Origin of the sequence: Nocardia sp. FBN12, assembly GCF_050320175.1 — a bacterium.
GTDB lineage: Bacteria > Actinomycetota > Actinomycetes > Mycobacteriales > Mycobacteriaceae > Nocardia.
Genome location: NZ_CP190048.1, coordinates 5,284,951 through 5,307,647, shown reverse-complemented (window position 1 = coordinate 5,307,647; position 22,697 = coordinate 5,284,951). Strand labels below are relative to the sequence as shown.

The window sequence follows — 22,697 nt, the reverse complement described above, 5'->3', positions numbered from 1 at the left end:
CGGCACCTCAGCGAGGCACGTGGAACGACGTGAGTTCGCCGGTACCGGGGCCGAGCTGTGCCCACGGCCGGTCGAATTCGAGCACTGCCAGCGCCGAGGTGGGGAACTTGCGGCTGAGTTCGGTCGCCTGATCGGATTCGCGATTGCTCGCCAGTTCCCATGCGGTCCAGGGGATTCCGGGCACATGGCCGACGAGCAGCAGCGTCGAGATGGAGTCGTCGGTGAGTCCGATCAGCTCCAGGAGGGTGTGCGGGTTCGCGTCGTAGATGTCATCGGTGTACTCGACCGGCGCCGTGATGCCGGTGCGCGCCAGCGTCTGCCTCGTCCGTTCGGCGGTCGAGCAGCGCACCGCGTCGATCGGCGGCTGGGTGGCCCGCAGCCAGTCGCCTGCCAGCGCCGCTTCGCGTTCGCCACGCGGTGCGAGCGGGCGCGCGTGGTCGTCGACATTGTCGGGGTAGGCCGATTTTCCGTGCCGCATCAAGATCAGGGTCGCCACCATCAGACCACCGTAATCCCGGGCAGGGGTGAGGTGGCAGTCACACTCGAGGCACACTGAAAGCTGCGTCACCATCGATGCGTTCACGGCACACCCCGCCGCGAGCCGTCGCGGGGGCGCCTCGAGCCACCGACCACACATTTCGAGGATCTGCACCTATGGCCTACGTCATCACGCAGCGTTGTTGCAACGACGCCAGCTGCGTCACCGAATGCCCGGTCGACTGCATCCGCCCGACTCCGGATCAACCGGAGTTCGCCACGGCGGAGATGCTGTACATCGACCCCGACACCTGCATCGACTGCGGTGCCTGCGTCGACGCGTGCCCGGTGGACGCGATCTTCTCCGAGGATGACCTGCTGGCCTCGCTGTCCAGGTACCGCGAGATCAACGCCGCCTACTTCCAGCGTCACCCGCTCGAGTCGAATTTCGACCCGCTGAGCACGCCCACCCGTCCGCCCAAGAGCTTGGGCACGCTGCGCGTCGCGATCGTCGGCGCGGGCCCCGCGGCCTGTTACGCCGCCGACGAACTGCTGCGGCGCAGCGATGTCGAGGTCGAGATGTTCGACCGGCTGCCGACCCCGTGGGGTCTGGTGCGCGCGGGCGTCGCTCCCGATCACGCGGGTACCAAGGGCGTGGCCGAGATGTTCGAGTCGGCGTTCCGTCGCGACACGCTGCAGTACTACCTCAACGTCGAGGTAGGCGAGCACATCGATCACCAGGAGCTCCTCGATCACCACCACGCGGTGATCTACGCCGTCGGCGCTTCGAGTGACCGCTCGCTCGACATCCCCGGCGAGGACCTGCCCGGCAGTCACTCGGCCACCGAGTTCGTGGCCTGGTACAACGGCCACCCCGACTTCGCCGAGCGCGAGTTCGACCTGTCCGGCGAGCGCGCGGTGATCGTCGGCAACGGCAACGTCGCCCTCGATGTGGCGCGCGTGCTCACCGGCGATCCGGACGAGCTGGCCAAGACCGACATCGCCGACCACGCGCTGGATGCCCTGCGCCGCAGCAATATTCGCGAGGTCGTCGTGCTCGGCAGGCGCGGTCCGCTGCAAGCCGCGTACAGCTCGCCGGAGTTCCTGTCGCTCACGCATCGCAACAATGTCGACGTGATCATCGACCCCGCCGATATCGAGCTCGACCCGCACAGTCGCGCGATCCTCGACGATCCGAACATCGAACCCTCGCTGCGCCTGAAGTACGAACTGGCGAAGGAGTACTCGACGGCGAAGCCGGACTTGTCGAACAAGCGGATCGTCTTCCGCTACCTCGCCACGCCGACCGCCGTGCACGGCACCGACGCGGTGACCGCGCTCGAGTTCGCGCACAACGAATTGACCGAGGAGAACGGGCAATTGGTGGCCACCGCCACCGACCGCACCGAGACCATCGAGACCGGATTGGTGTTGCGTTCGATCGGTTACCGCGGCGTGCCCGTCGCCGGCCTGCCCTTCGACGAGCGGCGCGGCACGGTGCCGAGCGAGCACGGCCGGGTCATCGACGCGACCCAGCCGGTCCCCGGCGTCTACGTCTCCGGCTGGATCAAGCGCGGCCCGCGCGGCGTGATCGGCTCCAACCGCGTCGACGCCGAGGAAACCGTCGAAGCGGTGATCGCCGACTTCATCGCGGGCAAACTCACCGCGCCGACCGGCGACCGGGCCGCCCTGCGCGCCCTGCTCGCCGAGCGTCAGCCCGACCTGGTCGACCGCAAGGCCTGGAAGACCATCGACCAGGCCGAGAAGTCCGCGGGCAAGGCAGCAGGCAGGCCACGGGTCAAGTTCACCACCCGCGCCGACCTGCTCAAAGCAGCCAAGGGCTAGCCGCTGGGCCCCGGCGCCACCCAGGCGCCGGGGTAGGCGGTCGAGAATTGGCGGCGCCGGCCGCCAAGACTATTGCGGTAGCGGCATGATTCGGACGACGGTCGTCGTGACGCCGCCGACCACGAACCACAGTCGCAACACCATCTGTCCGGTGTTGTCGCCCGGTTCGTGGCGGGCGCGCACGGTGATGTGCTCGCGGGCCAGCACCGGCGCCACATACTCGATCACGGCGCGGTGCGGGCCCGCGACCAGTTTCGGGTAGTCGACGAGGAACTGTTCGACGGCCTGCCAGTAGCAGGCGTTGTTGACGTGGTTGTACTGGTCGATATCGGTCGCGCGCACCGGGAACGGCAGGTCGGTATCGGACTCGCGCGGCGCCGGATCGGTGAGGTACGGCCGCCACCGCAGGCGGTGCTCGTCGGTGGATCGGGCCAGGTAGGCGAGGCCGTCGTCGCTGATCCGAGCGGGGAGATTGCTCGATTCGCTGAGGTTGATCCAGAATCCCTCGGTCTCGATCAACCCGCCGCGTTCGCTGGTGATCCGCGTGCGCATGTTCGTCCAGCGGGTGGACATCGACGAACACCAGCGCTCGAGATGCACGTTGTCGGGCCATACGACCGGCCGGATCACGTCGATGACGGTGCGGCGCACGATCCAGGTGGGATCGGTGAGGTGCAGCGCCGTCTGGTTCAGTTCGTCCCAGGCGATATCGGAGAGGTAGCGCGCCACGGCATCCAGGCGCAGCCGTTGATAAGGATCCACGTCGCCGGCCCGGACGGGCCACGCCGTGGCGAAACCCGTGCCCTCCTGCGGAAGCGGGGCCAGTGGCTGATCGAGTGACACGTGTGCTCCTTGCACGGCCCACCAGGTGCGCCGCGACTTCTTGCGTAGTTCTGTACACGACTTTACGGGTCGCAGATCACACCCTCGCGCCGAGTCGGGACTAGCGGTACCAGGTGCCGGTCACCACGGCGGTACCAGCGCGGTTGTCTTACATGACAGAGACGTCCGTGCCCAGGTAGCCTGCACTAATGGCCGGCGGAGCAATGGCGGGCTCGATGTTCGGGCGCTATGAAATTCGCAGACTTCTCGGAGTCGGCGGTATGGGGGAGGTCTACGAGGCATACGACACCTCCAAGAATCGTGTTGTCGCCCTCAAGATGCTCAATCGCGAACTCGCCGGCGACCCCACCTTCGTGCAGCGCTTCCGCCGCGAATCGCAGGCGATGGCCAGCGTGCAGGAACCGCATGTCATCCCGGTGCACGACTGGGGCGAGGTCGACGGCGTTCTCTATATCGACATGCGGCTGGTCAAGGGCGTCGATCTCCGCGAGCGGCTCCAGCAGCACGGCAGGCTCACGCCCGTCGAGGCGGTGCAGGTGGTCGAGCAGATCGCGTTCGCGCTCGACGCGGCGCACGAGGTCGGCCTGGTCCATCGCGACGTGAAACCGGGCAACATCCTGCTCACCGGCAACCTGTTCGCCTACCTGGTCGACTTCGGCATCGCCCATACCGCCACCGACCCGCAGCTCACCAGCGCGGGCAGTGCGGTCGGCTCGATGGCGTACATGGCGCCGGAGCGGTTCGAGAGCGTGCCGATGTCGCCGTCGGTGGACACCTACGCGCTCACCTGTGTGCTCTACGAATGCCTGGTCGGCCGGGTGCCGTTCCCGGTGAACAGCCTCGCGGGCGCGATCGGGTCACACCAGATGGCGCCCGCGCCGCGCCCCAGCGCCGCCGACTCCACGCTGGCCACCTTCGACGCGGTGATCGAGCGAGGCATGGCCAAGCGCCCCGAACAGCGTTACGGCACCCCCGTCGACCTGGCCCGTGCCGCGAAGGCCGCGCTGATCCAAGCCGAACGCTCCACTCCCGCCACGGTGGCAGGCGCCCGCGTCGAGATCACCGGCCCCCAGACACCGCCGCCCGCACCCGAGGATGCTCCTTCCCCGCCGACAACCCGCGGCTCGGCTGTCGTCCCCTCCGACCCACCGCCGACTCGAGATTCCGCCGCTCTCCCGCGCGACGCGCCCGCGACCAGCGACTCGGCAGCGCTGTCGCCTGACTCGTACGCGCCGCCCACTCGGGATTCCGCGGCGTTGTCCCGGGACACGCATTCGCCGCCGACTAGGGATTCCGCAGCGCTGTCGCCCGACTCGCACGCACCCGCGACCCGGAATTCGGCTGCGCTGTCGCGGGACTCGCATTCGCCGCCCACTCGAAACGTCGCTGCGCTGTCGCCCGACTCGCATTCGCCGGCAACCCGAGCCTCGGGCGCCCTGTCCGCCGGGCCGAAGTCGCCCCCGCAAACGCGGGGGTTGGCGTCCCAGCCGGCGCGTCAGCCGACCGAAGCCAGACCGTTCGGCCCGACGCCGCAGGTCGCGGGTTCACAAGCCGCCGAACGGTATTCGACGCGTCGCGGGACAGGTCCGGAGCCGACCCGTCGCGTCACCGGACCGCAACCCGGGCGGGCCGCGGAGTACGAGGTCACGGCCTTGCGCGCGTCGCAGCGGGTAGTCGGTCCGGGGAGTGGGTACACCCATCCGTCCGCACCGATACCGGTACCCCAGCAACGTAATTCGGCGACACCGGTTCTGGTCGGCGCGCTCGGTTCACTGATCGTGCTGGCGGCGGTCGGCATCGGGGTGTGGATCATGATGAGTGTCGACGACAGTCGCGAGGGGGCCGTCCCGGCACCGCCCCCGTCCGGCGTCGTCGAACCGTCCGTGATCGACACCCAGAGCCAGACGTACGCCTCCCCGGCCCCGACCACCGTCCCGCCGTTGCAGTCCAGCGTTTCCGGCGCCGAGCCAGGGCTTCCTGACGGCGGGTCCACGCTGCAACGACAACGATGCCGCGATGTCGATCGCCCGCACCACTCGATCGCGAGTCGTCATCTGCCACACCGGCGATCAGCGCTACTACTACAAGGGTGTGCGCGCCAGCGACGGCGCCGGAATCGAAATCGACGATCCGGTGCCCACCGGCGGCGGCGCGTACACCGTGACCAACCTGAAAGACGGCACCCGGTACCAACTCGACGCGTCCGCGCTCACGATCACGAGGGACGGTTCGGTGCTCGCCGACGAGCCGGTCACCGAGTTCGCCTATCGCTGATCCCGCGGCCGGGTTATGTTCGCGGGTGAATGTCATCAAGAGAGGTGTCGAAGATGCGCGCAGCCCAGGTCGGCAAGTTGGACGGACCCTCGGCGATCGAGATCGTCGATCTGCCAGAGCCGGTGCCCTACCCGGGCGGCGTCCTGATCGACGTGCACGCCGCGGGCATCGCCTTCCCCGATGTGCTGATGACGCGCGGCCTCTACCAGATGAAGCCGGGCCTGCCCTTCGTCGTCGGCGGTGAAGTAGCCGGCGTCGTGCGCGAGGCGCCGGCGGGTTCGTCGCTGCGCCCCGGTGACCGGGTCGCCGCGCTGACCATGCTGGGCAACGGTGTCGCCGAGGTGGCGGTGTCGCCGGAACACGCTGTGTTCCCCCTCCCTGACAACGTCTCGCTCGAGGCGGGCGCCGGTGTGCTGTTCAACGACCTCACCGTCCACTTCTGCCTGACCAAGCGCGGCAGGCTGGCCGAGGGCGAGACCGTGCTGGTCCACGGCGCGGCCGGTGGTGTCGGCACCTCCACCCTGCGCATGGCCAAGGCACTCGGCGCGGGCCGGGTGATCGCGGTGGTCAGCACCGACGCGAAAGCCCAGGTGGCCAAGGCCAACGGCGCCACCGATGTGGTGCTCACCGAGGGCTGGCTCGCCGCGGTGAAAGAACTGACCGAGGGTCGCGGCGTCGACATCGTCCTCGACCCGGTCGGCGGTGACCGCTTCACCGACAGCATCCGGTCGCTGGCCGGCGGCGGCCGGCTGCTCGTCGTCGGGTTCACCGCGGGCGAGATCCCGACGGTGAAGGTGAACCGCCTGCTGCTCAAGAACGTCGAGGTCGTCGGCGCGGCCTGGGGCGAATGGGTGATGACCCACCCCACCTACCTCGCCGAACAATGGGCCGAGATCGAACCCCTGCTCGCCTCCGGCGCGATCACCGCACCCGACCCGGTCCTCTACCCACTCGACCGCACCGCGGAAGCGGTTGCGGCACTGGATGAGCGCACCGCCGCGGGCAAGGTCGTCGTCCAGCTGCGATAAAACCGGCGTAGTCCGCATGATCGGCGGCGGATCGAACGGCCAGGGCGGGATGTTCGGCCGGAGCCCGTCGACTGCGCGGACCGGTGTGTCGTAGCGGGCCGGTATCGTCGGCCGAGGAGCCGAAGGAGTCGCAGTGCTGGTGTCGAATCGGGTGTTGAACCGGACTTTGCTCGCGCGTCAGCACCTGCTCGAGCGGTCGACCATGACGGCGCCGCAAATGTGCGATCACCTCGTCGGTCTGCAGGCCCAGGACGTGCCGCCGCCGTTCATCGGATTGTGGAGTCGGATAGCCGATTTCGATCCGGCGACAGTGTCGCAGGGTCTCGACGACCGTTCGCTGGTGCGGATCACTTTGATGCGCGGCACGATTCATCTCGTCACGCCGCTGGACGCCTTGCGGATCGCGCCGCACATTCAGCCCGAACTCGAGAAGACCCCGTTCCGAAAGGGTTTCAACTACGGCGCGATGGTCGGCCTCGACCCCGACGAGGTGCGCGCCCACGGCGAGGCGGCGCTAGGTGACGAGCCGATGTCGGCGGCGGATCTGCGCGCCGAGGCCGCCCGCCGCTATCCCGACCGCGACGCCGGTGCGGTCGCGCAGACCTGGCTCTACCAACTTCCCGTGCTGCAGACCCCGCCGCGCGGCCGATGGGGCGACAACAGCCGGCCGGTGTGGTCGCGCGTGCAGCCCTGGCTCGGCGCGCCGCTGGATCCCGGCTACCCGGTGGCGGAGCTGATTCTGCGGTACCTGCGTGCCTTCGGCCCGGCGAGCACGATGGACATGCAGACGTGGTCGCGCCTTCCCGCGATGAAGAAGGCCGTCACCGCACTGGGTGACCGCGTCCGCACCTATACCGACGTGCGCGGTCGCACCCTCTACGACGCCGCTGACCTGGAACTCGCCGACCCGGATCTGCCCGCGCCCGTCCGGCTGCTCGGCTGGTACGACAACGCCCTGCTGTCCCACCAGGACCGCGCCCGGATCACCGGCGACGACAATCCGCCGACACTGCGCGCCTTCGCCACCAATGTCTCGCCGATCCTGATCGATGGTTTCGCGGCCGGGGTGTACAAGGTCTTCGCCAAGTCCGGCACCGCGCGACTGCGGATCAGCCCGGCCCGCCCGTGGACGAAAACCGAAGCGGCGCAGGTGCACGCGGAGGCGGCCGCCTTGCTCGCCTTCCTGGAACCCGAATCCGACCCCGTCATCGAGATCCTCGAGCCCGGCGCAGACCTTCGCCCGTGACATCGCTTTAACGTCGAGGCAACAACCGCTTCCTAGGGTCGTCCCCACGACGTTCATGGCTGCAACGGGCGACGTGCTCCGCTGAATCCGGCGGGCGAACCAGCCGCATCCGCAGAAGAGGTGCGCGCATGGAATCTGTTGCGTCCGTAGTTATTACCAATGCCACCGTCTACACCGAGCAGGGCTGGGCGCCCGGTGCGGTAGTGATCGTGGACGGCGAGATCGTTGCCCTCGAGGCCGGACCCGAACACGCGGACCTGCCCCGCTTCGACGGTGGTGGTGGCCACCTGCTTCCCGGTTTCGTCAACACCCACACCCACCTGCAGCAGGCGGTCCTGCGCGGGATCGGCGAGGGTCTGCCGCTGCTGGAATGGCTGCGCTGCGTCGGCGAACGGACTGTCGCCGCCACCCCGGAACAGACCTATCTGTCAGCGCTGGCCGGCGGCCTTGAACTGCTGCGCAGCGGCGTCACCACGGTCGTCGAACACATGTGGCCGAGCCCGTCCGACGCGGTCCACCAGGCGATGATCCGCGCGCTACACGAGCTCGGCATCCGCGTTGTCCTCGGGCGCGGCATCGCCGACCGCGCCGACATCACCCGCAAATGGGGACTCGACCCGCGCCTCATGCAACCACTCGACGAGGCGTTCGCCCACGTCGACGCACTCGACAAGCAACTGCTCGGCACCCGCATCAGCACCGCGCTCGCCGTCCCCAACCCCCGCTGTCTCACCCCCGACGGCATGGCGGCCGCCCGCGAGTACGCACAGGCCACCGACAAGACAGTGTCGATACATGTCCTCGAGACCACCACCGACGACGACATGTGCCGATTGCATGCAGGTGCCCGCGCCGTCGACTACCTCGACGCGAGCGGTTTCCTCTGGGACCGCACCCTGGCCGTGCACTGCGTCAACCTCGACGACCACGGCCGCAAGGTCTTCGCCGAGCGCGGCGTCGCCGTGTCCTACAACCCGGTGTCCAACATGCGCCTGGGCAGCGGTGTCGCCCCGATTCCGGAGATGCTCGCCGCGGGCATCGACGTCACCCTCGGTGTCGACGGCGCTGCGAGCAACGACACCCAGGACATGCTGCAGGCCCTGCGCATCGGCGCGTACCTGCAGCGCGCGGCCCACAAGAAGGCCGACCTGCTCGGCTTCGAACAGATGCTGTGGATGGCGACCGGCGCCGCGGGCCGGGTCCTCGGACGCCCGGCGCGCACCGGCATCGCCATCGGTGACCGCGCCGACCTCACCCTCGTGCGCTTCGACCGCGACTTCGCCTGCCTGCCGGTCCTCGACCCCGGCGCCACGCTGCTGACTGCCGCGTCACCGCGGGTGATCGACACCGTGTGGGTCGACGGCGAGGCCGTGATCCGCGACGGCCTCAGCACGCGCGTCGATCAGCACGATCTCGCGCAGCGCCTGATTCGCATGCGATGACTGTTAATACGCCGGAAACGAATGGCACATTGCATGTAATCAAGCTAGCCAATACTGAATATGCCCAATGGTTGCACGCAACACCGATATACCGCAGGAGAAGGTGATCACGGTGACGCTCTACGACACGGTGAACGACGCCGACGCGAGGACGCTGCTGTCCGGCATGGAGGTCTCCTTCGCCGACGTGAGCAAGCGCTTCGGCGGCGAAGACGGCACACTCGCCCTGACCGACGTCGACCTCGACATCCGCGAAGGCGAATTCGTCGCGGTGGTCGGCCCTTCCGGCTGCGGCAAGTCCACGCTGCTGCGCCTGGCCGCCGGCCTCGAGCCGGTGACGTCGGGAGCCGTTGCGGTGCGGACGAATTCGATCGGGTTCATCTTTCAGGAAGCCACGCTGCTGCCGTGGCGCAAGGTGCGCCGCAATGTCGAACTCTCGGCCGAGCTGGCCGGTGTCGACCGCAAGACGCGCCGCGAACGGGTCGAGCGCGCGATCGAAGCCGTCGGCCTGACCGACTTCGCGAACAAACTGCCAAGTCAGCTCTCCGGCGGTATGCGCATGCGCGTTTCGCTGGCCAGGGCGCTGTCGCTGGAACCGCGCCTGATGCTGCTCGACGAGCCGTTCGGCGCGCTCGACGAGATGACCAGGCTGAACATGCAGGAAGAGTTGCTGCGCCTGTACCGCGACAACGCCTTCACCGCCCTGTTCATCACCCACTCGGTCTCCGAGGCCGTGTTCCTCGCCTCGCGCGTGGTGGTGATGTCGGCCCGGCCCGGCCGCATCCACGAGGTGATCGACGTCGACCTGCCCTATCCGCGGGACCGCGAACTCCGTTTCGAACCCGCCTTCACCGAACTCGTTTCGCGCATCTCGCGCTCGTTGAAAGAGGCTGCCTGATGGTGAGTGTCGCGGCCCGAATCCCCGCCGCCACGAAGATGCAGCTGCCCACCGCGCACCTGCGCAAATTCGGCGGTTCGCTGGTAGCGCCGATTGTCTCGATCACGCTGGCGCTGGCTGCCTGGTACGCGGTGTCGATGTTGATTCTCAGCGAAGGTCGTCGCTTCCTGCTGCCGCCGCCGCACGTGGTGTTCAGTGAGTCGCTGGCCGATCCGAAGAAGCTCGAGGTGATGCTGGAGGCGCTGGCCGTTACCGCCAGGGTCGCGATCACCGGCCTGCTGATCTCGGCGGTGCTCGGGGTGGCGATCGCGGTGCTGATGAGCCAGGCCAAGCCGATCGAGAACGTGGTGTACCCGTATGCGGTTGTCCTGCAGGCGATCCCGGTACTCGCGGTGGTCCCGCTGATCGGCTTGTGGTTGGGTTACGGCTTCGCCGCCCGCACCACCGTGTGCGTGCTGATCGCGATCCATCCGATCATCGCGATGACACTGTTCGGGATCAAATCCGTGGACGGCAATCTCCAAGAGCTGTTCACCCTCGGCCGCGCGAGCAGGCTGCGCCGCCTCTGGTCGCTGCAACTGCCCGCCGCACTGCCGTCGACGCTGACCGGATTGCGCACCGCCGCAGGACTTTCCGTGACCGGCGCGATCATCGGCGACATGTTCTTCGCGCAGGGCAAACCCGGCATCGGCACCCTGCTCGACACCTACCGCGCCCGCCTGCAATCCGAGGACCTGATCGGCGCACTGCTGCTGGCCGCCCTGTTCGGCGTGCTCGTGTTCACGGTGTTCACGGTCATTCAGAAGGTCAGCGTCGGCCGCTGGCACAACTCCGCCAACTGACTACAGCGCACAATCTTTTTCGAAGGACTACTCATGAAGACAGCGCCTTTCTGTCGCTTCGGCATCGCCGCATTGGCTGTGCTGCTGGCCGGCACCGCGTCCGCCTGTTCCGACGACACCTCCGACGCCCCCGCGGTCGCGCTCGAACCGGCCCCAGCCGAGCAGCAGCTCGCAGGCGCCTGCCCCGCCACCGTGGTCGTCCAGCTCCAGTGGGCACCGGAAACCGACTCCGGCCCGATCTTCGGTCTGCTCGGCCCTGGCTACCAGGTCGACGCCGACAACAACAAGATCACCGGCCCGCTCGTGGCCGACGGCAAGGACACCGGCGTGAAGCTGGAGATCCGCGCCGGTGGCCCGGCCATCGGCTTCCAGACGGTGCCGTCGCAGATGTATGTCGACCAGAGCATCACGCTCGGTCTCGCGCACTCCGAGCACGCCATCGCCGCCGCTGGTCAGCAGCCGATCGTCGCCGTCACCACGCTGCTGCGCAACAGCCCGCAGATGCTGATGTGGGATCCGGCGACCAACCCCGATTGGCAGGGCATCGCCGATATCGGCAAGTCCGGCAAACCGGTGGTGGTCTCCAAGGGTCAGCTGTACCCGGACTGGCTGGTCGCGCGTGGGCTGGTGAAGAAGGAGCAGGTCGACGCGTCCTACGACAACTCGCCTTCGCGCTTCGTGACCGATCCGTCCTTCGCCCAGCAGGGTTTCGTCAATGCCGAACCCTTCACCTACGAGCACGAAGTGCGGGCGTGGAACAAGCCGGTCGGCTACCAGCTGCTCAAGGACGTCGGCTACGAGGGTTACGCCCGCACCGTCAACGTGCGCGCCGACAAGCTCGCCGAGCTGGGCCCGTGCCTGCGGAAGCTGGTGCCGATGATCCAGCAGGCCACCGCGTCGTTCAAGGCCGATCCCAGCCAGGTCAACGATGTCGTCGTCGATGTGGTCGAACAGAACCCCAAGCTCAGCCCCTACAGCGCCGAACTGGCCGAATTCGGCTCCAAGGCCCTGATCGACGGCGGTCTGATCGGCAACGACACCGACGGCGTCCTCGGCAGTTTCGACGAGGCCCGCGTCCAGCGCATCATCGACGAATTCGGACCCATCCTGCGGACCGGCGGCGCGGACGTGCCGACCGGCCTGGCCGCCAAGGACCTGGTCACCAAGGAATTCCTCGACCCCGCCATTTCCGTCACCGGCTAAGGAGACATCCACCATGACCACCAGTTACGACATGTCCGAGGTCTCGCGCGAGAAGCAGATGGGCGGGCTCGGCAAGGAAACCACCGACCGCGAGATCCGCGTCATCGACCTCACCGACTTCGAGAACCGGCGCGCCGAGATCACCGAGGAACTGTGGGCCGCCGCCACCGAGATCGGTTTCTTCCAGCTCTCCGGCCACGGCATCCCGCAGCACCGGATCGACGAAATGTTCAGCACCACAGCCGATTTCTTCGCCCTTCCCGAGGAGATCAAGGGGCAGTACCCCCTGGTCAAGAAGAACAACGCGGGCTGGGAGAGCCTGAGTCAGGTGCGCCCATCGATCGGCGTACCGGATCAGAAGGAGTCCTACCAGGTCACCCGGCCGCATATGGACAAGCTGTGGCCCACCGAGCACGAACTGGCCGGATTCCGTTCTCGCGTGCTCGATTTCGAGCACAGCGCCTGGGAAGTGGCGATGCGGGTGCTGTCCTGCTTCGCCGACCGCCTCGGTTTCGACCGTGAACACTTCACCGCCGCACACGATCCCGGCTCCGAGAGCTACCAGAGCGCCCTGCGCCTGCTGCACTACTTCGCCGTCCCCGAAGAACTGCGCGGCGTCCCCGGACGCTGGCGGGCCGGCGCCCACACCGACTTCGACTGCCTCACACTGCTTTTCCAGCGAGACGGGCAGGGCGGGCTGCAGGTATGCCCCGGCAAGGAGATGGCGGAACAGGAGTGGACTTCCATCACACCGTCGTCGAGCCTGATCACCTGCAATATCGGGGACATGCTCACCCGCTGGAGCGATGACCTGCTGCCGTCGAACTTCCATCGCGTCCGCAGCCCCGGCGAGGGCGAGTACCAGGGCGAGCGCTACAGCATCGCCTACTTCGCTCAGGCCGACCGCGACGCCGTCATCCAGGGACCCGCCGGGAAATACCCGCCCGTCACCGCCGCGGACTTCCTGACTCAGCGGGTGCAGGCGAACTACCAGCCCCAGGGATAATCAGCGCATGGATAGCACTTCTTCGCTGCTCGGCCAGTCTGTCCATCGGCAGATCAGGCAGATGGTGCTCGCCGGCGAGCTGACCCCGGGCCAATCGCTCAGCGTGCCCGCGCTGGCGACCAAGCTCGGGGTCAGCCGCAGCCCCGTCCGCGAAGCGGTGCAGCAGCTGATCTACGAGGGTCTCGCCGTGAGCGCACCGCACGCCGGGGCGAAGGTGGCCGCCGTCGACGACGACCGCATCCGCGATGTCCTCGCGGTGCGCGCCGCGCTCGACGGTCTCGCCGCCGCCGCGGCCGCCACCCGCCTCACCGAGGCCGACCTCGACAAGCTCACCGGCATCATCACCGCCCAGGAGACCCACCTGGACGAACCGATCGACGCCACCCGCGACGCCCAGCTCGATCTGGAATTCCACACCTTCATCCGCGACGCGTCCGGCAACGCGTGCGTCGTCGACGAACTGGCCCGCCTGGAAGCCCAAGCTCACCTCTACCGCGGCGACCTGTGGTGCTCGGCCCGCAACCGCCGCGTCGCCCTGCGCGAACACCGCCGCATCGTCGAAGCCCTCGAATCCGGCCACCCCGAGTCCGCCCGCGCCGCCGCGGAAGCTCACGTACAAGGGCTGCTCACGCGTCTCGCCCGGCACTGAGCACGCCGCACCGCCGGAAACGTTGCTCCCGGCGGCTCAGCGGTGGTCTCGGTACGCGGGCGCCTTCGCGGTTCCCGCCGGGGTCAACGTGTGCAGCAGCGGCATCGTCCGATGCGCGACCACCGTCGACAACACCACCACGCTGTGCGACCGCACCACCGATCCCGTCCGATCGATGCTCAACAACACCGCCTGCAGCCCCGCGTGTGAATCGGCCCCGATCCGGCACAGCACGTCGCCGGACCCTGTCGTCGCATACGCCTCGAGCACCCCCGGAATCGCCGCCAGTTCAGCACTCACCGTGTCCAGCGCCCCCTGCGCGATCTCCAACGTCACGAACGCCTGCACATCGAAACCCGCTGCGGTGACATCGATCTGCGGATTGTAGGAGGCGATCACCCCGGATTCCTCCATCCGGTTGATCCGCGCCTGCACCGTCGCCCGCGCGACCTTCGTCCGCCGCGACAGCTCGAGAATTCCGGCCTTCTGGAACTCGTGCATCGCGGTGAGGATCGCCAGGTCGAGTTCGTCCAATTTCGCGGGCGTGCGCATGCGCTGACCTCCGTGTCCGGTTGCTATTCAAATTGTCCACCATCTCGCCGGTTTCGGTGGCTTCTCGAGCCAGCCTGTCCAGGCGGCGATGGAGTAGTTGCCCACCTGCCGTGTGCCGCGATTTCCTAGGTCATGACCATTGAGCAGCAGCTCGTCGGGCTGATCGAGCACGACGACAGTGTCGATCCGTTTCCCGTGATCGGGTGGGACGCCCTCGTGTGGGTCGTCGGCAACGCGACCCAGAGCGCCCACTTCCTGCAATCGGCATTCGGGATGCGACTCGAGGCGTACTCGGGCCCCGAGACCGGCAATCGCGACCACAAGGCGTTCGTGCTGCGCAGCGGGGGAGCGCGGTTCGTGATCACCGGCGCGGTCGACCCCGACAGCCCGCTCGTCGACCATCACGACCGCCACGGCGACGGCATCGTCGACATCGCCCTCGAGGTCCCCGACGTGGACCGCTGCATCGCCTGGGCCCGCGAACACGGCGCCACGATCCTCGTCGAACCCCATGACGAGACCGACGAATTCGGCACCGTCCGCTCCGCGGCGCTGGCCACCTACGGCGACACCAGGCACACCCTCGTCGACCGCTCCGGCTACGCCGGCCCCTATCTGCCCGGCTATATCGCGCGCACGTCCACCCGCGAGCCGGGCAAGCGCGTGTTCCAGGCCATCGACCACGTGGTCGGCAATGTCGAGCTGGGCATGATGGACCGCTGGGTCGACTTCTACCGCGGCGTCATGGGGTTCACGAACATGGCCGAATTCGTCGGCGACGACATCGCCACCGAGTACTCCGCGCTGATGAGCAAGGTCGTCGCCAACGGCAACCACCGGGTGAAGTTCCCGCTCAACGAACCAGCACACGGCCGCAAGCGTTCTCAGATCGACGAGTACCTCGAGTTCTACCGCGGCCCCGGCGTCCAGCACATCGCGCTCGCCACCGGCGACATCCTCGCCACGGTCGACGCCCTGCGCGCCGAGGGCGTCGAATTCCTCGCCACTCCCGACACCTATTACGAGGACCCCGAATTGCGCGCGCGCATCGGCGCCGTGCGCGTGCCGGTCGACGAACTGCAGCGCCGCGGCATCCTGGTCGACCGCGACGAGGACGGCTACCTCCTGCAGATCTTCACCCGCCCCCTCGTCGACCGCCCCACCGTCTTCTTCGAACTCATCGAGCGACACGGCTCACTCGGTTTCGGAAAAGGCAACTTCAAGGCCCTTTTTCAGGCCATCGAGCGCGAACAGGAGGCTCGCGGCAACCTGTGAGGCGGTGCGGTGAACCATTAGAGTTCATGGCATGCGGATCCCCTCGGCGATCATTACCGGCATGACCTTGGTCGTCATGCTGACGTCGTGCGGATCGGGGGGCGACTCCGATACGCCGACAGGGCCCAACCGACCTCCACCCAAGGTCGCCTCACTCGGCCCGTTCGTCGGCGAGTGCGGCCATGTCACCGACGACGAAGTGCGCGACCTCGCCGGCCTCGGCCAGATCGCGCGGGTCTTCAAGAACGCGACCGGCTGCAACTGGCAGTCGGCCGGATTGTCCTCGCCCAGTGTTACTTTCGCCTCGTACCGGGGCAGTCCGATCGAACGTGAGAAGGCGTGGGTGTCCAGCGTCGGCCGCGAACCGGAGACCATCGACGTCGCGGGACGCTCCGGCTTCATGGCCCTCGACCCGCAGGGCACCGTCTGCGACCTCGCCGTGCAACTCGACGACGACTTCTTCGAATGGTCGATGTCCACCGGCCTGTTCGCCACCGCGGGCAATCCGTGCGACAAGACCAGGAAACTGGCCGAGCTCACCGTGGGACGCCTGCAGTGAGGGCGGGCAAGGTCACCGCCGCGCTGATGCTCACCCTCGCGCTGGCGGGCTGCGGCCAGAAGATCGAGGGCAGCGCCCAGCCGCTCGGGCAGGGTGGCGGCGGCGAGACGATCAACACCGACTTCGACAAGCTGCTGCGCGAGTGCGAGGTGGTGGCCGCCGACAAGATCGGTGAGATCATCGGCAACGCCCAGCAGGTGAACGCCTCGTTCAGCGGCGCCGTCTGCATGTGGGACATCGAGGACGCTCCTGGTGGGACAGCCATGGCCAGCCTCAACTGGTACGAGATGGGTACGCTGAACAACGAGAAGACCACCAACGACAAGTTGGGCTACCTCTCCGGCGACATCACCGTGCAGGGCCGCAGGGCGCTGCAGGTGCGCAGGCCGGGCGACAACGACTCCTGTGGCGTCACCGCCCCGGCCGCCGATGTCGGCGTGGTCGGTTGGTGGATCAACTACAAGCCCGGCTCGGCGCACCCCGATCCGTGCGCGGGTGCCCAGAAATTGGTCGAGCTGACTCTGGATCTCGCCCGGTAGAAGGCTTGACGCGGCCCCCCGCTTTGACCCCGAATCGGGCACGCGGGTATCGTAGATCCCTGTGCCCGGATTGCTACGGGCAAGTTCGTGTGTGAACGTAGGCCAGCGAAAGCGGCCGATACGTTCCAGCGTGCCTTGAAAAGGGCACTGAGCGCCTCAGCGACACGCCCGACCACGGGTTAACGGAAACGTGGTCTGACGTGCGGGTGAAAGCTCGATGAACTGCAGTTGACACTACACACCAAGCGCAATAACCAATAAGGAAAGCCGGTCTATGCCAACCATCAACCAGCTGGTCCGCAAGGGTCGCCGCGACAAGGTCACCAAGACCAAGACTGCGGCCCTGAAGGGGAGCCCGCAGCGTCGTGGCGTGTGCACTCGCGTGTACACCACCACCCCCAAGAAGCCGAACTCCGCGCTCCGTAAGGTCGCGCGTGTTCGCCTGACCAGCGCGATCGAGGTCACGGCGTACATCCCCGGTGAAGGCCACAACCTGCAGGAGCACTCCATGGTGCTCGTTCGCGGCGGTCGTGTGAAGGACCTCCCCGGTGTCCGTTACAAGATCATCCGTGGATCGCTCGACACCCAGGGCGTGAAGAACCGCAAGCAGGCGCGCAGCCGCTACGGCGCCAAGAAGGAGAAGAGCTGATATGCCACGCAAGGGCCCCGCACCCAAGCGTCCGCTGATCAACGACCCGGTCTACGGGTCCCCGCTGGTCACTCAGCTGGTCAACAAGATCCTGATGGACGGCAAGAAGTCCACCGCCGAGCGCATCGTCTACGGCGCACTCGAGCAGGCGCGTGAGAAGACCGGCACCGATCCGGTCGTCACCCTCAAGCGCGCGCTGGACAACGTCAAGCCCGCCCTCGAGGTGAAGCCCCGTCGTGTCGGTGGCGCCACCTACCAGGTGCCGGTCGAGGTCCGTCCGGGCCGCGCCAACACCCTCGCGCTGCGCTGGCTGGTCAGCTACTCCCGCGCCCGTCGCGAGAAGACCATGGTCGAGCGTCTCGCCAACGAGCTCCTCGACGCCAGCAACGGCCTCGGTGCCGCTGTGAAGCGTCGCGAAGACACCCACAAGATGGCCGAGTCGAACCGGGCCTTCGCGCACTACCGCTGGTGATAGTCCGGCCCGTCACTTAAAAGGGAGAATTTCGTGGCACAGGACGTGCTCACCGACCTGAACAAGGTCCGCAACATCGGCATCATGGCCCACATCGATGCGGGCAAGACCACCACAACCGAACGCATCCTGTTCTACACCGGTATCACGTACAAGATCGGTGAAGTTCACGACGGCGCGGCCACGATGGACTGGATGGAGCAGGAGCAGGAGCGTGGTATCACCATCACCTCCGCGGCTACCACTTGCTTCTGGAAAGACAACCAGATCAACATCATCGACACCCCCGGGCACGTCGACTTCACCGTCGAGGTGGAGCGTTCGCTCCGCGTGCTCGATGGTGCGGTCGCGGTGTTCGACGGCAAAGAGGGTGTCGAGCCCCAGTCCGAGCAGGTGTGGCGTCAGGCCGACAAGTACGACGTGCCGCGTATCTGCTTCGTGAACAAGATGGACAAGCTCGGTGCGGATTTCTACTTCACCGTGCAGACCATCAAGGACCGTCTCGGCGCTCGTCCGCTCGTGATCCAGCTGCCCATCGGCGCTGAGAACGACTTCGAGGGCATCGTCGACCTGGTCGAGAACAATGCCAAGGTCTGGAAGGGCGAGACCAAGCTCGGCGAAGAGTACGAAGTCGTCGAGATCCCGGCCGACCTCAAGGAGAAGGCCGAGCAGTACCGTCAGGAACTGCTCGAGACCGTCGCCGAGTCCGACGAGGCACTGCTCGAGAAGTTCTTCGGTGGCGAGGATCTCACCATCGAGGAGATCAAGGGCGCCATCCGCAAGATGACGGTCAACTCCGAGCTGTACCCGGTGCTGTGTGGTTCCGCGTTCAAGAACAAGGGCGTTCAGCCCATGCTCGACGCGGTCATCGATTACCTCCCTTCCCCGCTGGACGTCGAGGCCACCACCGGCCACGTGCCCAACAAGGAAGAAGAGCTGGTCACCCGCAAGCCCAACGTCGACGAGCCCTTCGCGGCCCTGGCGTTCAAGATCGCGGTGCACCCGTTCTTCGGTGAGCTCACCTACGTGCGCGTGTACTCGGGTCAGGTTGCCTCCGGCGCCCAGGTCGTGAACTCGACCAAGGGCAAGAAGGAGCGTCTTGGCAAGCTGTTCCAGATGCACTCCAACAAGGAGATGCCGGTCGCGACGGCTTCGGCCGGCCACATCTACGCGGTCATCGGCCTGAAGGACACCACCACCGGTGACACCCTGTCCGACGCGCAGAACCAGGTCGTGCTCGAGTCGATGACCTTCCCGGATCCGGTCATCGAGGTCTCGATCGAGCCCAAGACCAAGTCCGACCAGGAAAAGCTCGGCACCGCGATCCAGAAGCTGGCGCGCGAAGACCCGACGTTCTCGGTCAAGCTCGACCAGGAGACCGGCCAGACCGTCATCGGCGGCATGGGCGAGCTCCACCTCGACATCCTCGTCGACCGTATGCGTCGCGAGTTCAAGGTCGAGGCGAACGTCGGCAAGCCGCAGGTGGCCTACCGCGAGACCATCACCAAGAAGGTCGAAAAGCACGAGTTCACCCACAAGAAGCAGACGGGTGGCTCCGGCCAGTTCGCGAAGGTCATCATCGCCCTCGAGCCGTTCATCGGCGAGGACGGCGCGACCTACGAGTTCGAGAACAAGGTCTCCGGCGGTCGCGTGCCCCGTGAGTACATCCCGTCGGTCGACGCGGGCGCCCAGGATGCCATGCAGTACGGCGTGCTCGCCGGCTACCCGCTGGTGAACCTGAAGGTCAGCCTGCTCGACGGCGCGTACCACGACGTCGACTCCTCGGAAATGGCGTTCAAGATCGCGGGTTCGCAGGCCCTCAAGGAAGCGGCCCGTAAGGCCGGTCCGGTGATCCTCGAGCCGCTCATGGCGGTCGAGGTCATCACGCCCGAGGAATACATGGGCGACGTGATCGGCGACCTCAACTCCCGCCGTGGCCAGATTCAGGCCATGGAGGAACGCAGTGGTGCCCGTGTCGTCAAGGCGCTGGTTCCGCTCTCGGAGATGTTCGGTTACATCGGTGACCTGCGGTCGAAGACCCAGGGTCGCGCGAACTACTCCATGGTGTTCGCCCAGTACGCAGAGGTTCCGGCCAATGTGTCCAAGGAGATCATCGCCAAGGCGACCGGCGAATAAACCCCTTGGGGTCCAGTGGCACACTGGACCCCGAGTGTCGGGCGTCATGTAATACCCCCGGTCCCCACCCCCAGTGGGGATGACACACGCACTGCTGCAAATGCACGCACCAACAAGTCCAGGAGGACCCAAAAGTGGCGAAGGCGAAGTTCGAGCGGACGAAGCCGCACGTCAACATCGGCACCATCGGTCACGTCGACCACGGCAAGACCACGCTGACTGCAGCGATCACCAAGGTGCTGGCTGACAAGTTCCCGGATCTGAACGACGCGTTCGCGTTCGATCAGATCGACAAGGCGCCGGAGGAGAAGGCTCGTGGTATCACGATCAACATCTCCCACGTCGAGTACCAGACCGATAAGCGCCACTACGCGCACGTCGACGCCCCGGGCCACGCGGACTACATCAAGAACATGATCACCGGTGCGGCGCAGATGGACGGCGCCATCCTGGTCGTCGCGGCCACCGATGGTCCGATGCCGCAGACTCGCGAGCACGTGCTGCTCGCCCGTCAGGTCGGCGTGCCCTACATCCTGGTCGCGCTGAACAAGTCGGACATGGTCGACGATGAGGAAATCCTCGAGCTCGTCGAGATGGAGGTCCGCGAACTGCTGGCCTCGCAGGAATTCGACGAGGACGCGCCGGTCGTGCGCGTCTCCGGTCTGAAGGCCCTCGAGGGCGACGAGAAGTGGGCCGAGGCCATCGTCGAGCTCATGCAGGCCGTCGACGACTCGATCCCGGACCCGGTCCGCGAGACCGAGCTCCCGTTCCTGATGCCCGTTGAGGACGTCTTCACGATCACCGGTCGTGGCACCGTCGTCACCGGTCGTGTCGAGCGCGGCATCGTCAACGTGAACGAGGAGGTGGAAATCGTCGGCATCAAGGAGAAGTCGACCAAGACCACCGTCACCGGTATCGAGATGTTCCGCAAGCTGCTCGACCAGGGCCAGGCGGGCGACAACGTCGGCCTGCTGGTTCGTGGCATCAAGCGCGAAGATGTCGAGCGTGGCCAGGTTGTCGTCAAGCCGGGCACCACGACTCCCCACACGGAGTTCGAGGGCCAGGCGTACATCCTGTCGAAGGACGAGGGCGGCCGCCACACCCCGTTCTTCAACAACTACCGCCCGCAGTTCTACTTCCGTACCACGGACGTGACCGGCGTCGTTACCCTCCCCGAGGGCACCGAGATGGTCATGCCCGGCGACAACACCGAGATGCTGGTCAAGCTGATCCAGCCGGTCGCCATGGACGAAGGCCTGCGCTTCGCGATCCGCGAGGGTGGCCGCACCGTCGGTGCCGGTCGCGTCACGAAGATCATCAAGTGAGTCTGTAAGACCCACTGCACAACCTGAACGGCGTCGCTCCCCTGGGAGCGGCGCCGTTCGGCGTTTACCGGGGGTCAGTCGGCCGCGTCGAGCTTCACCCGGACGGCGACCCGGCCCCGCTGGTCCCGATGGGCGACCGCATGGCCGACGTGGTCGACGCCATCGATGCGCAGGGTGACCGGGCCACCCTCGCCGAGAAAGTTGCGCCACCACTTCTTCTTGTCGGGCATCGCGGCACCGATGACGTACTCCTCGCCGGAACGCCGATAGTTCACCGGCGTCGTGAACGTCCGCCCGGAACGCCGACCCACATAGCTGATCTGCGCGAACGACTTACCCAGCACCTTCCCGATGACCGGGGCCTCGGTCAACGCCACCACCCCGGCGTTCATCCCCCGCAATCCCCGACGCAACAACGATTCCTGAATCAACGGCTTCTCCTGCCTGATGAAGAACGAACGTGCTGTTGCCCAAGCTACCGACGATCTTTGGCAGCGGGCTGAGAGTCCGGGCGATCGCCGGCCACCTACGAGTGATGACCTCGCAGGTCATCGCGGTTGTCGGTGATTGTCGGTAGCGTTGGGTGCCAAGGCATTCGAGAGGATCGGAGACTTCGTGGGTAGGGCAGCGCTCGAACGGGAATTGGATGTCAGCGAAGGGGTGTTCGAGCACGGGATGCCCTATCTCGCGTTCGGGGCGGGGCGGCCGCTGGTGTTCCTGCGGTGGTTCATGCCCGATCACGCCAATCCGCGTGGCTGGCTGCGGTCGAGCGAGATCAAGACGATGGCGCCGTTGGCCAGGAACTTCCGGGTGTATGCGGTCAATCGCGCGCCGGGGATGGCGGCCGGTACCTCGATGGCCGACATCGCGCGCGAGCACGCGCAAGCCCTGCACAACGAATTCGGTGCTCCCGTAGACGTTCTCGGCATTTCGTCGGGTGGCTCGGTTGCCCTGCAACTCGCCGCCGACCATCCCGCGGTAGTGCGGCGACTGGTGGTCGCTTCCTCCGCCTACCGTCTCGACCAGTCCGCGCGCGTGTCGCAAATGAACTACGCGCAGGCCGCCGCCGCGGGCAAACGCTCCCTGCACCACCTGGCGACTCAGGGCATCGAATCTCCGCTGAAAGCCCGCCTCGTCGGCGCGGCGGCCTGGCTGGCGGACCCGCTGCTCCGCCCGAAGAACCCCGCCGACACCCTCGCTTTCGTCCATGCCGAAGACGCCTTCGACCTCACCGATCGCCTCGCCGAGATCAAAGCCCGGACCTTGGTCGTCGCCGGCGAACGCGACGAGTTCTACGACCAGTCGTCCTTCCGCTACACCGCCGACGGCATCCCCGATTCCCGCCTGATCATCTACCCCGCGACAGACCATCTGGGCGCGATCAAACATGCCCGGTTCGCTCCAGATGTCACCGAATTCCTCTCGGAGACAACCTGA

Annotated in this window: 22 protein-coding genes; 18 read left to right on the top strand and 4 right to left on the bottom strand. The window is 66.8% G+C overall.

Going from position 1 to position 22,697, the window contains the following annotated elements:
- Positions 1–7: 7 nt before the first annotated feature.
- Positions 8–499: a SixA phosphatase family protein gene (locus ACQHI0_RS24900; protein ID WP_427904228.1), complete on the bottom strand. Its 492-nt coding sequence runs from the start codon at positions 497–499 to the stop codon at positions 8–10.
- A 155-nt stretch (positions 500–654) separates the two neighbouring features.
- Here ACQHI0_RS24900 and ACQHI0_RS24895 point away from each other — a divergent pair, with 155 nt between their 5' ends.
- The gene (locus ACQHI0_RS24895) at positions 655–2,322 is read left to right on the top strand and encodes an FAD-dependent oxidoreductase (RefSeq protein WP_427904227.1); all 1,668 of its coding nucleotides are present in this window, start codon (positions 655–657) and stop codon (positions 2,320–2,322) included.
- A 69-nt stretch (positions 2,323–2,391) separates the two neighbouring features.
- Here ACQHI0_RS24895 and ACQHI0_RS24890 read toward each other — a convergent pair whose 3' ends face one another.
- Positions 2,392–3,165, bottom strand: a complete 774-nt coding sequence (locus tag ACQHI0_RS24890; RefSeq protein WP_427904226.1) for an acyl-[acyl-carrier-protein] thioesterase — start codon at positions 3,163–3,165, stop codon at positions 2,392–2,394.
- Between the two features lie 188 nt (positions 3,166–3,353).
- Here ACQHI0_RS24890 and ACQHI0_RS24885 point away from each other — a divergent pair, with 188 nt between their 5' ends.
- The 9 genes from ACQHI0_RS24885 (at position 3,354) to ACQHI0_RS24845 (ending at position 13,753) form a co-directional block, all read left to right on the top strand.
- Positions 3,354–5,468, top strand: a complete 2,115-nt coding sequence (locus ACQHI0_RS24885; protein ID WP_427904225.1) for a protein kinase domain-containing protein — start codon at positions 3,354–3,356, stop codon at positions 5,466–5,468.
- 24 nt (positions 5,469–5,492) lie between these two features.
- Positions 5,493–6,467 carry an NADPH:quinone oxidoreductase family protein gene (locus ACQHI0_RS24880; RefSeq protein WP_427904224.1) on the top strand — a complete coding sequence of 325 codons (975 nt, stop codon included), beginning with the start codon at positions 5,493–5,495 and terminating at the stop codon, positions 6,465–6,467.
- A 133-nt stretch (positions 6,468–6,600) separates the two neighbouring features.
- Entirely contained in the window at positions 6,601–7,713 is a 1,113-nt protein-coding gene (locus ACQHI0_RS24875; RefSeq protein WP_427904223.1) for a winged helix DNA-binding domain-containing protein, read from the top strand.
- Between the two features lie 128 nt (positions 7,714–7,841).
- On the top strand, positions 7,842–9,155 hold the full coding sequence (locus ACQHI0_RS24870; RefSeq protein WP_427904222.1) for an amidohydrolase family protein: 1,314 nt from the start codon (positions 7,842–7,844) through the stop codon (positions 9,153–9,155).
- Between the two features lie 112 nt (positions 9,156–9,267).
- Positions 9,268–10,053, top strand: coding sequence for an ABC transporter ATP-binding protein (locus ACQHI0_RS24865; protein WP_427909286.1), 786 nt, complete (start codon positions 9,268–9,270; stop codon positions 10,051–10,053).
- Positions 10,053–10,895, top strand: coding sequence for an ABC transporter permease (locus tag ACQHI0_RS24860; protein WP_427904221.1), 843 nt, complete (start codon positions 10,053–10,055; stop codon positions 10,893–10,895). The genes ACQHI0_RS24865 and ACQHI0_RS24860 overlap by 1 nt, the downstream gene beginning before the upstream one ends.
- Before the next feature lie 33 nt (positions 10,896–10,928).
- On the top strand, positions 10,929–12,098 hold the full coding sequence (locus tag ACQHI0_RS24855; RefSeq protein WP_427904220.1) for a nitrate ABC transporter substrate-binding protein: 1,170 nt from the start codon (positions 10,929–10,931) through the stop codon (positions 12,096–12,098).
- 13 nt (positions 12,099–12,111) lie between these two features.
- A complete protein-coding gene (locus ACQHI0_RS24850) occupies positions 12,112–13,104 on the top strand; it encodes an isopenicillin N synthase family dioxygenase (RefSeq protein ID WP_427904219.1) in 993 nt (330 codons plus the stop codon).
- A 7-nt stretch (positions 13,105–13,111) separates the two neighbouring features.
- Positions 13,112–13,753, top strand: coding sequence for a GntR family transcriptional regulator (locus tag ACQHI0_RS24845; protein ID WP_427904218.1), 642 nt, complete (start codon positions 13,112–13,114; stop codon positions 13,751–13,753).
- 36 nt (positions 13,754–13,789) lie between these two features.
- Here ACQHI0_RS24845 and ACQHI0_RS24840 read toward each other — a convergent pair whose 3' ends face one another.
- Positions 13,790–14,305, bottom strand: a complete 516-nt coding sequence (locus ACQHI0_RS24840) for an Lrp/AsnC family transcriptional regulator (protein WP_427904217.1) — start codon at positions 14,303–14,305, stop codon at positions 13,790–13,792.
- Between the two features lie 132 nt (positions 14,306–14,437).
- Between ACQHI0_RS24840 and hppD the strand changes: the two genes are divergently transcribed.
- The 7 genes from hppD (at position 14,438) to tuf (ending at position 21,260) form a co-directional block, all read left to right on the top strand.
- Positions 14,438–15,580 (top strand): 4-hydroxyphenylpyruvate dioxygenase, encoded by a 1,143-nt coding sequence (gene hppD, locus ACQHI0_RS24835; RefSeq protein ID WP_427904216.1) that lies wholly within the window; start codon positions 14,438–14,440, stop codon positions 15,578–15,580.
- 31 nt (positions 15,581–15,611) lie between these two features.
- Positions 15,612–16,139: a DUF3558 domain-containing protein gene (locus tag ACQHI0_RS24830; RefSeq protein ID WP_427904215.1), complete on the top strand. Its 528-nt coding sequence runs from the start codon at positions 15,612–15,614 to the stop codon at positions 16,137–16,139.
- Complete coding sequence (locus ACQHI0_RS24825; protein ID WP_427904214.1) at positions 16,136–16,678, top strand: DUF3558 domain-containing protein; 543 nt, start codon at positions 16,136–16,138, stop codon at positions 16,676–16,678. Before ACQHI0_RS24830 ends, ACQHI0_RS24825 begins: the two co-directional genes overlap by 4 nt.
- 274 nt (positions 16,679–16,952) lie before the next feature.
- Complete coding sequence (gene rpsL, locus ACQHI0_RS24820; protein WP_056814220.1) at positions 16,953–17,327, top strand: 30S ribosomal protein S12; 375 nt, start codon at positions 16,953–16,955, stop codon at positions 17,325–17,327.
- A 1-nt stretch (position 17,328) separates the two neighbouring features.
- Complete coding sequence (rpsG, locus tag ACQHI0_RS24815; RefSeq protein WP_056814216.1) at positions 17,329–17,799, top strand: 30S ribosomal protein S7; 471 nt, start codon at positions 17,329–17,331, stop codon at positions 17,797–17,799.
- 33 nt (positions 17,800–17,832) lie between these two features.
- Positions 17,833–19,935: an elongation factor G gene (gene fusA, locus ACQHI0_RS24810; RefSeq protein ID WP_427904213.1), complete on the top strand. Its 2,103-nt coding sequence runs from the start codon at positions 17,833–17,835 to the stop codon at positions 19,933–19,935.
- Between the two features lie 134 nt (positions 19,936–20,069).
- Positions 20,070–21,260, top strand: coding sequence for an elongation factor Tu (tuf, locus tag ACQHI0_RS24805; RefSeq protein WP_358109020.1), 1,191 nt, complete (start codon positions 20,070–20,072; stop codon positions 21,258–21,260).
- Between the two features lie 74 nt (positions 21,261–21,334).
- On the opposite strand, the gene ACQHI0_RS24800 is transcribed toward tuf, so the two are convergent.
- The gene (locus ACQHI0_RS24800; RefSeq protein WP_427904212.1) at positions 21,335–21,691 is read right to left on the bottom strand and encodes a nitroreductase/quinone reductase family protein; all 357 of its coding nucleotides are present in this window, start codon (positions 21,689–21,691) and stop codon (positions 21,335–21,337) included.
- A 184-nt stretch (positions 21,692–21,875) separates the two neighbouring features.
- Here ACQHI0_RS24800 and ACQHI0_RS24795 point away from each other — a divergent pair, with 184 nt between their 5' ends.
- The gene (locus tag ACQHI0_RS24795) at positions 21,876–22,697 is read left to right on the top strand and encodes an alpha/beta fold hydrolase (protein ID WP_427904211.1); all 822 of its coding nucleotides are present in this window, start codon (positions 21,876–21,878) and stop codon (positions 22,695–22,697) included.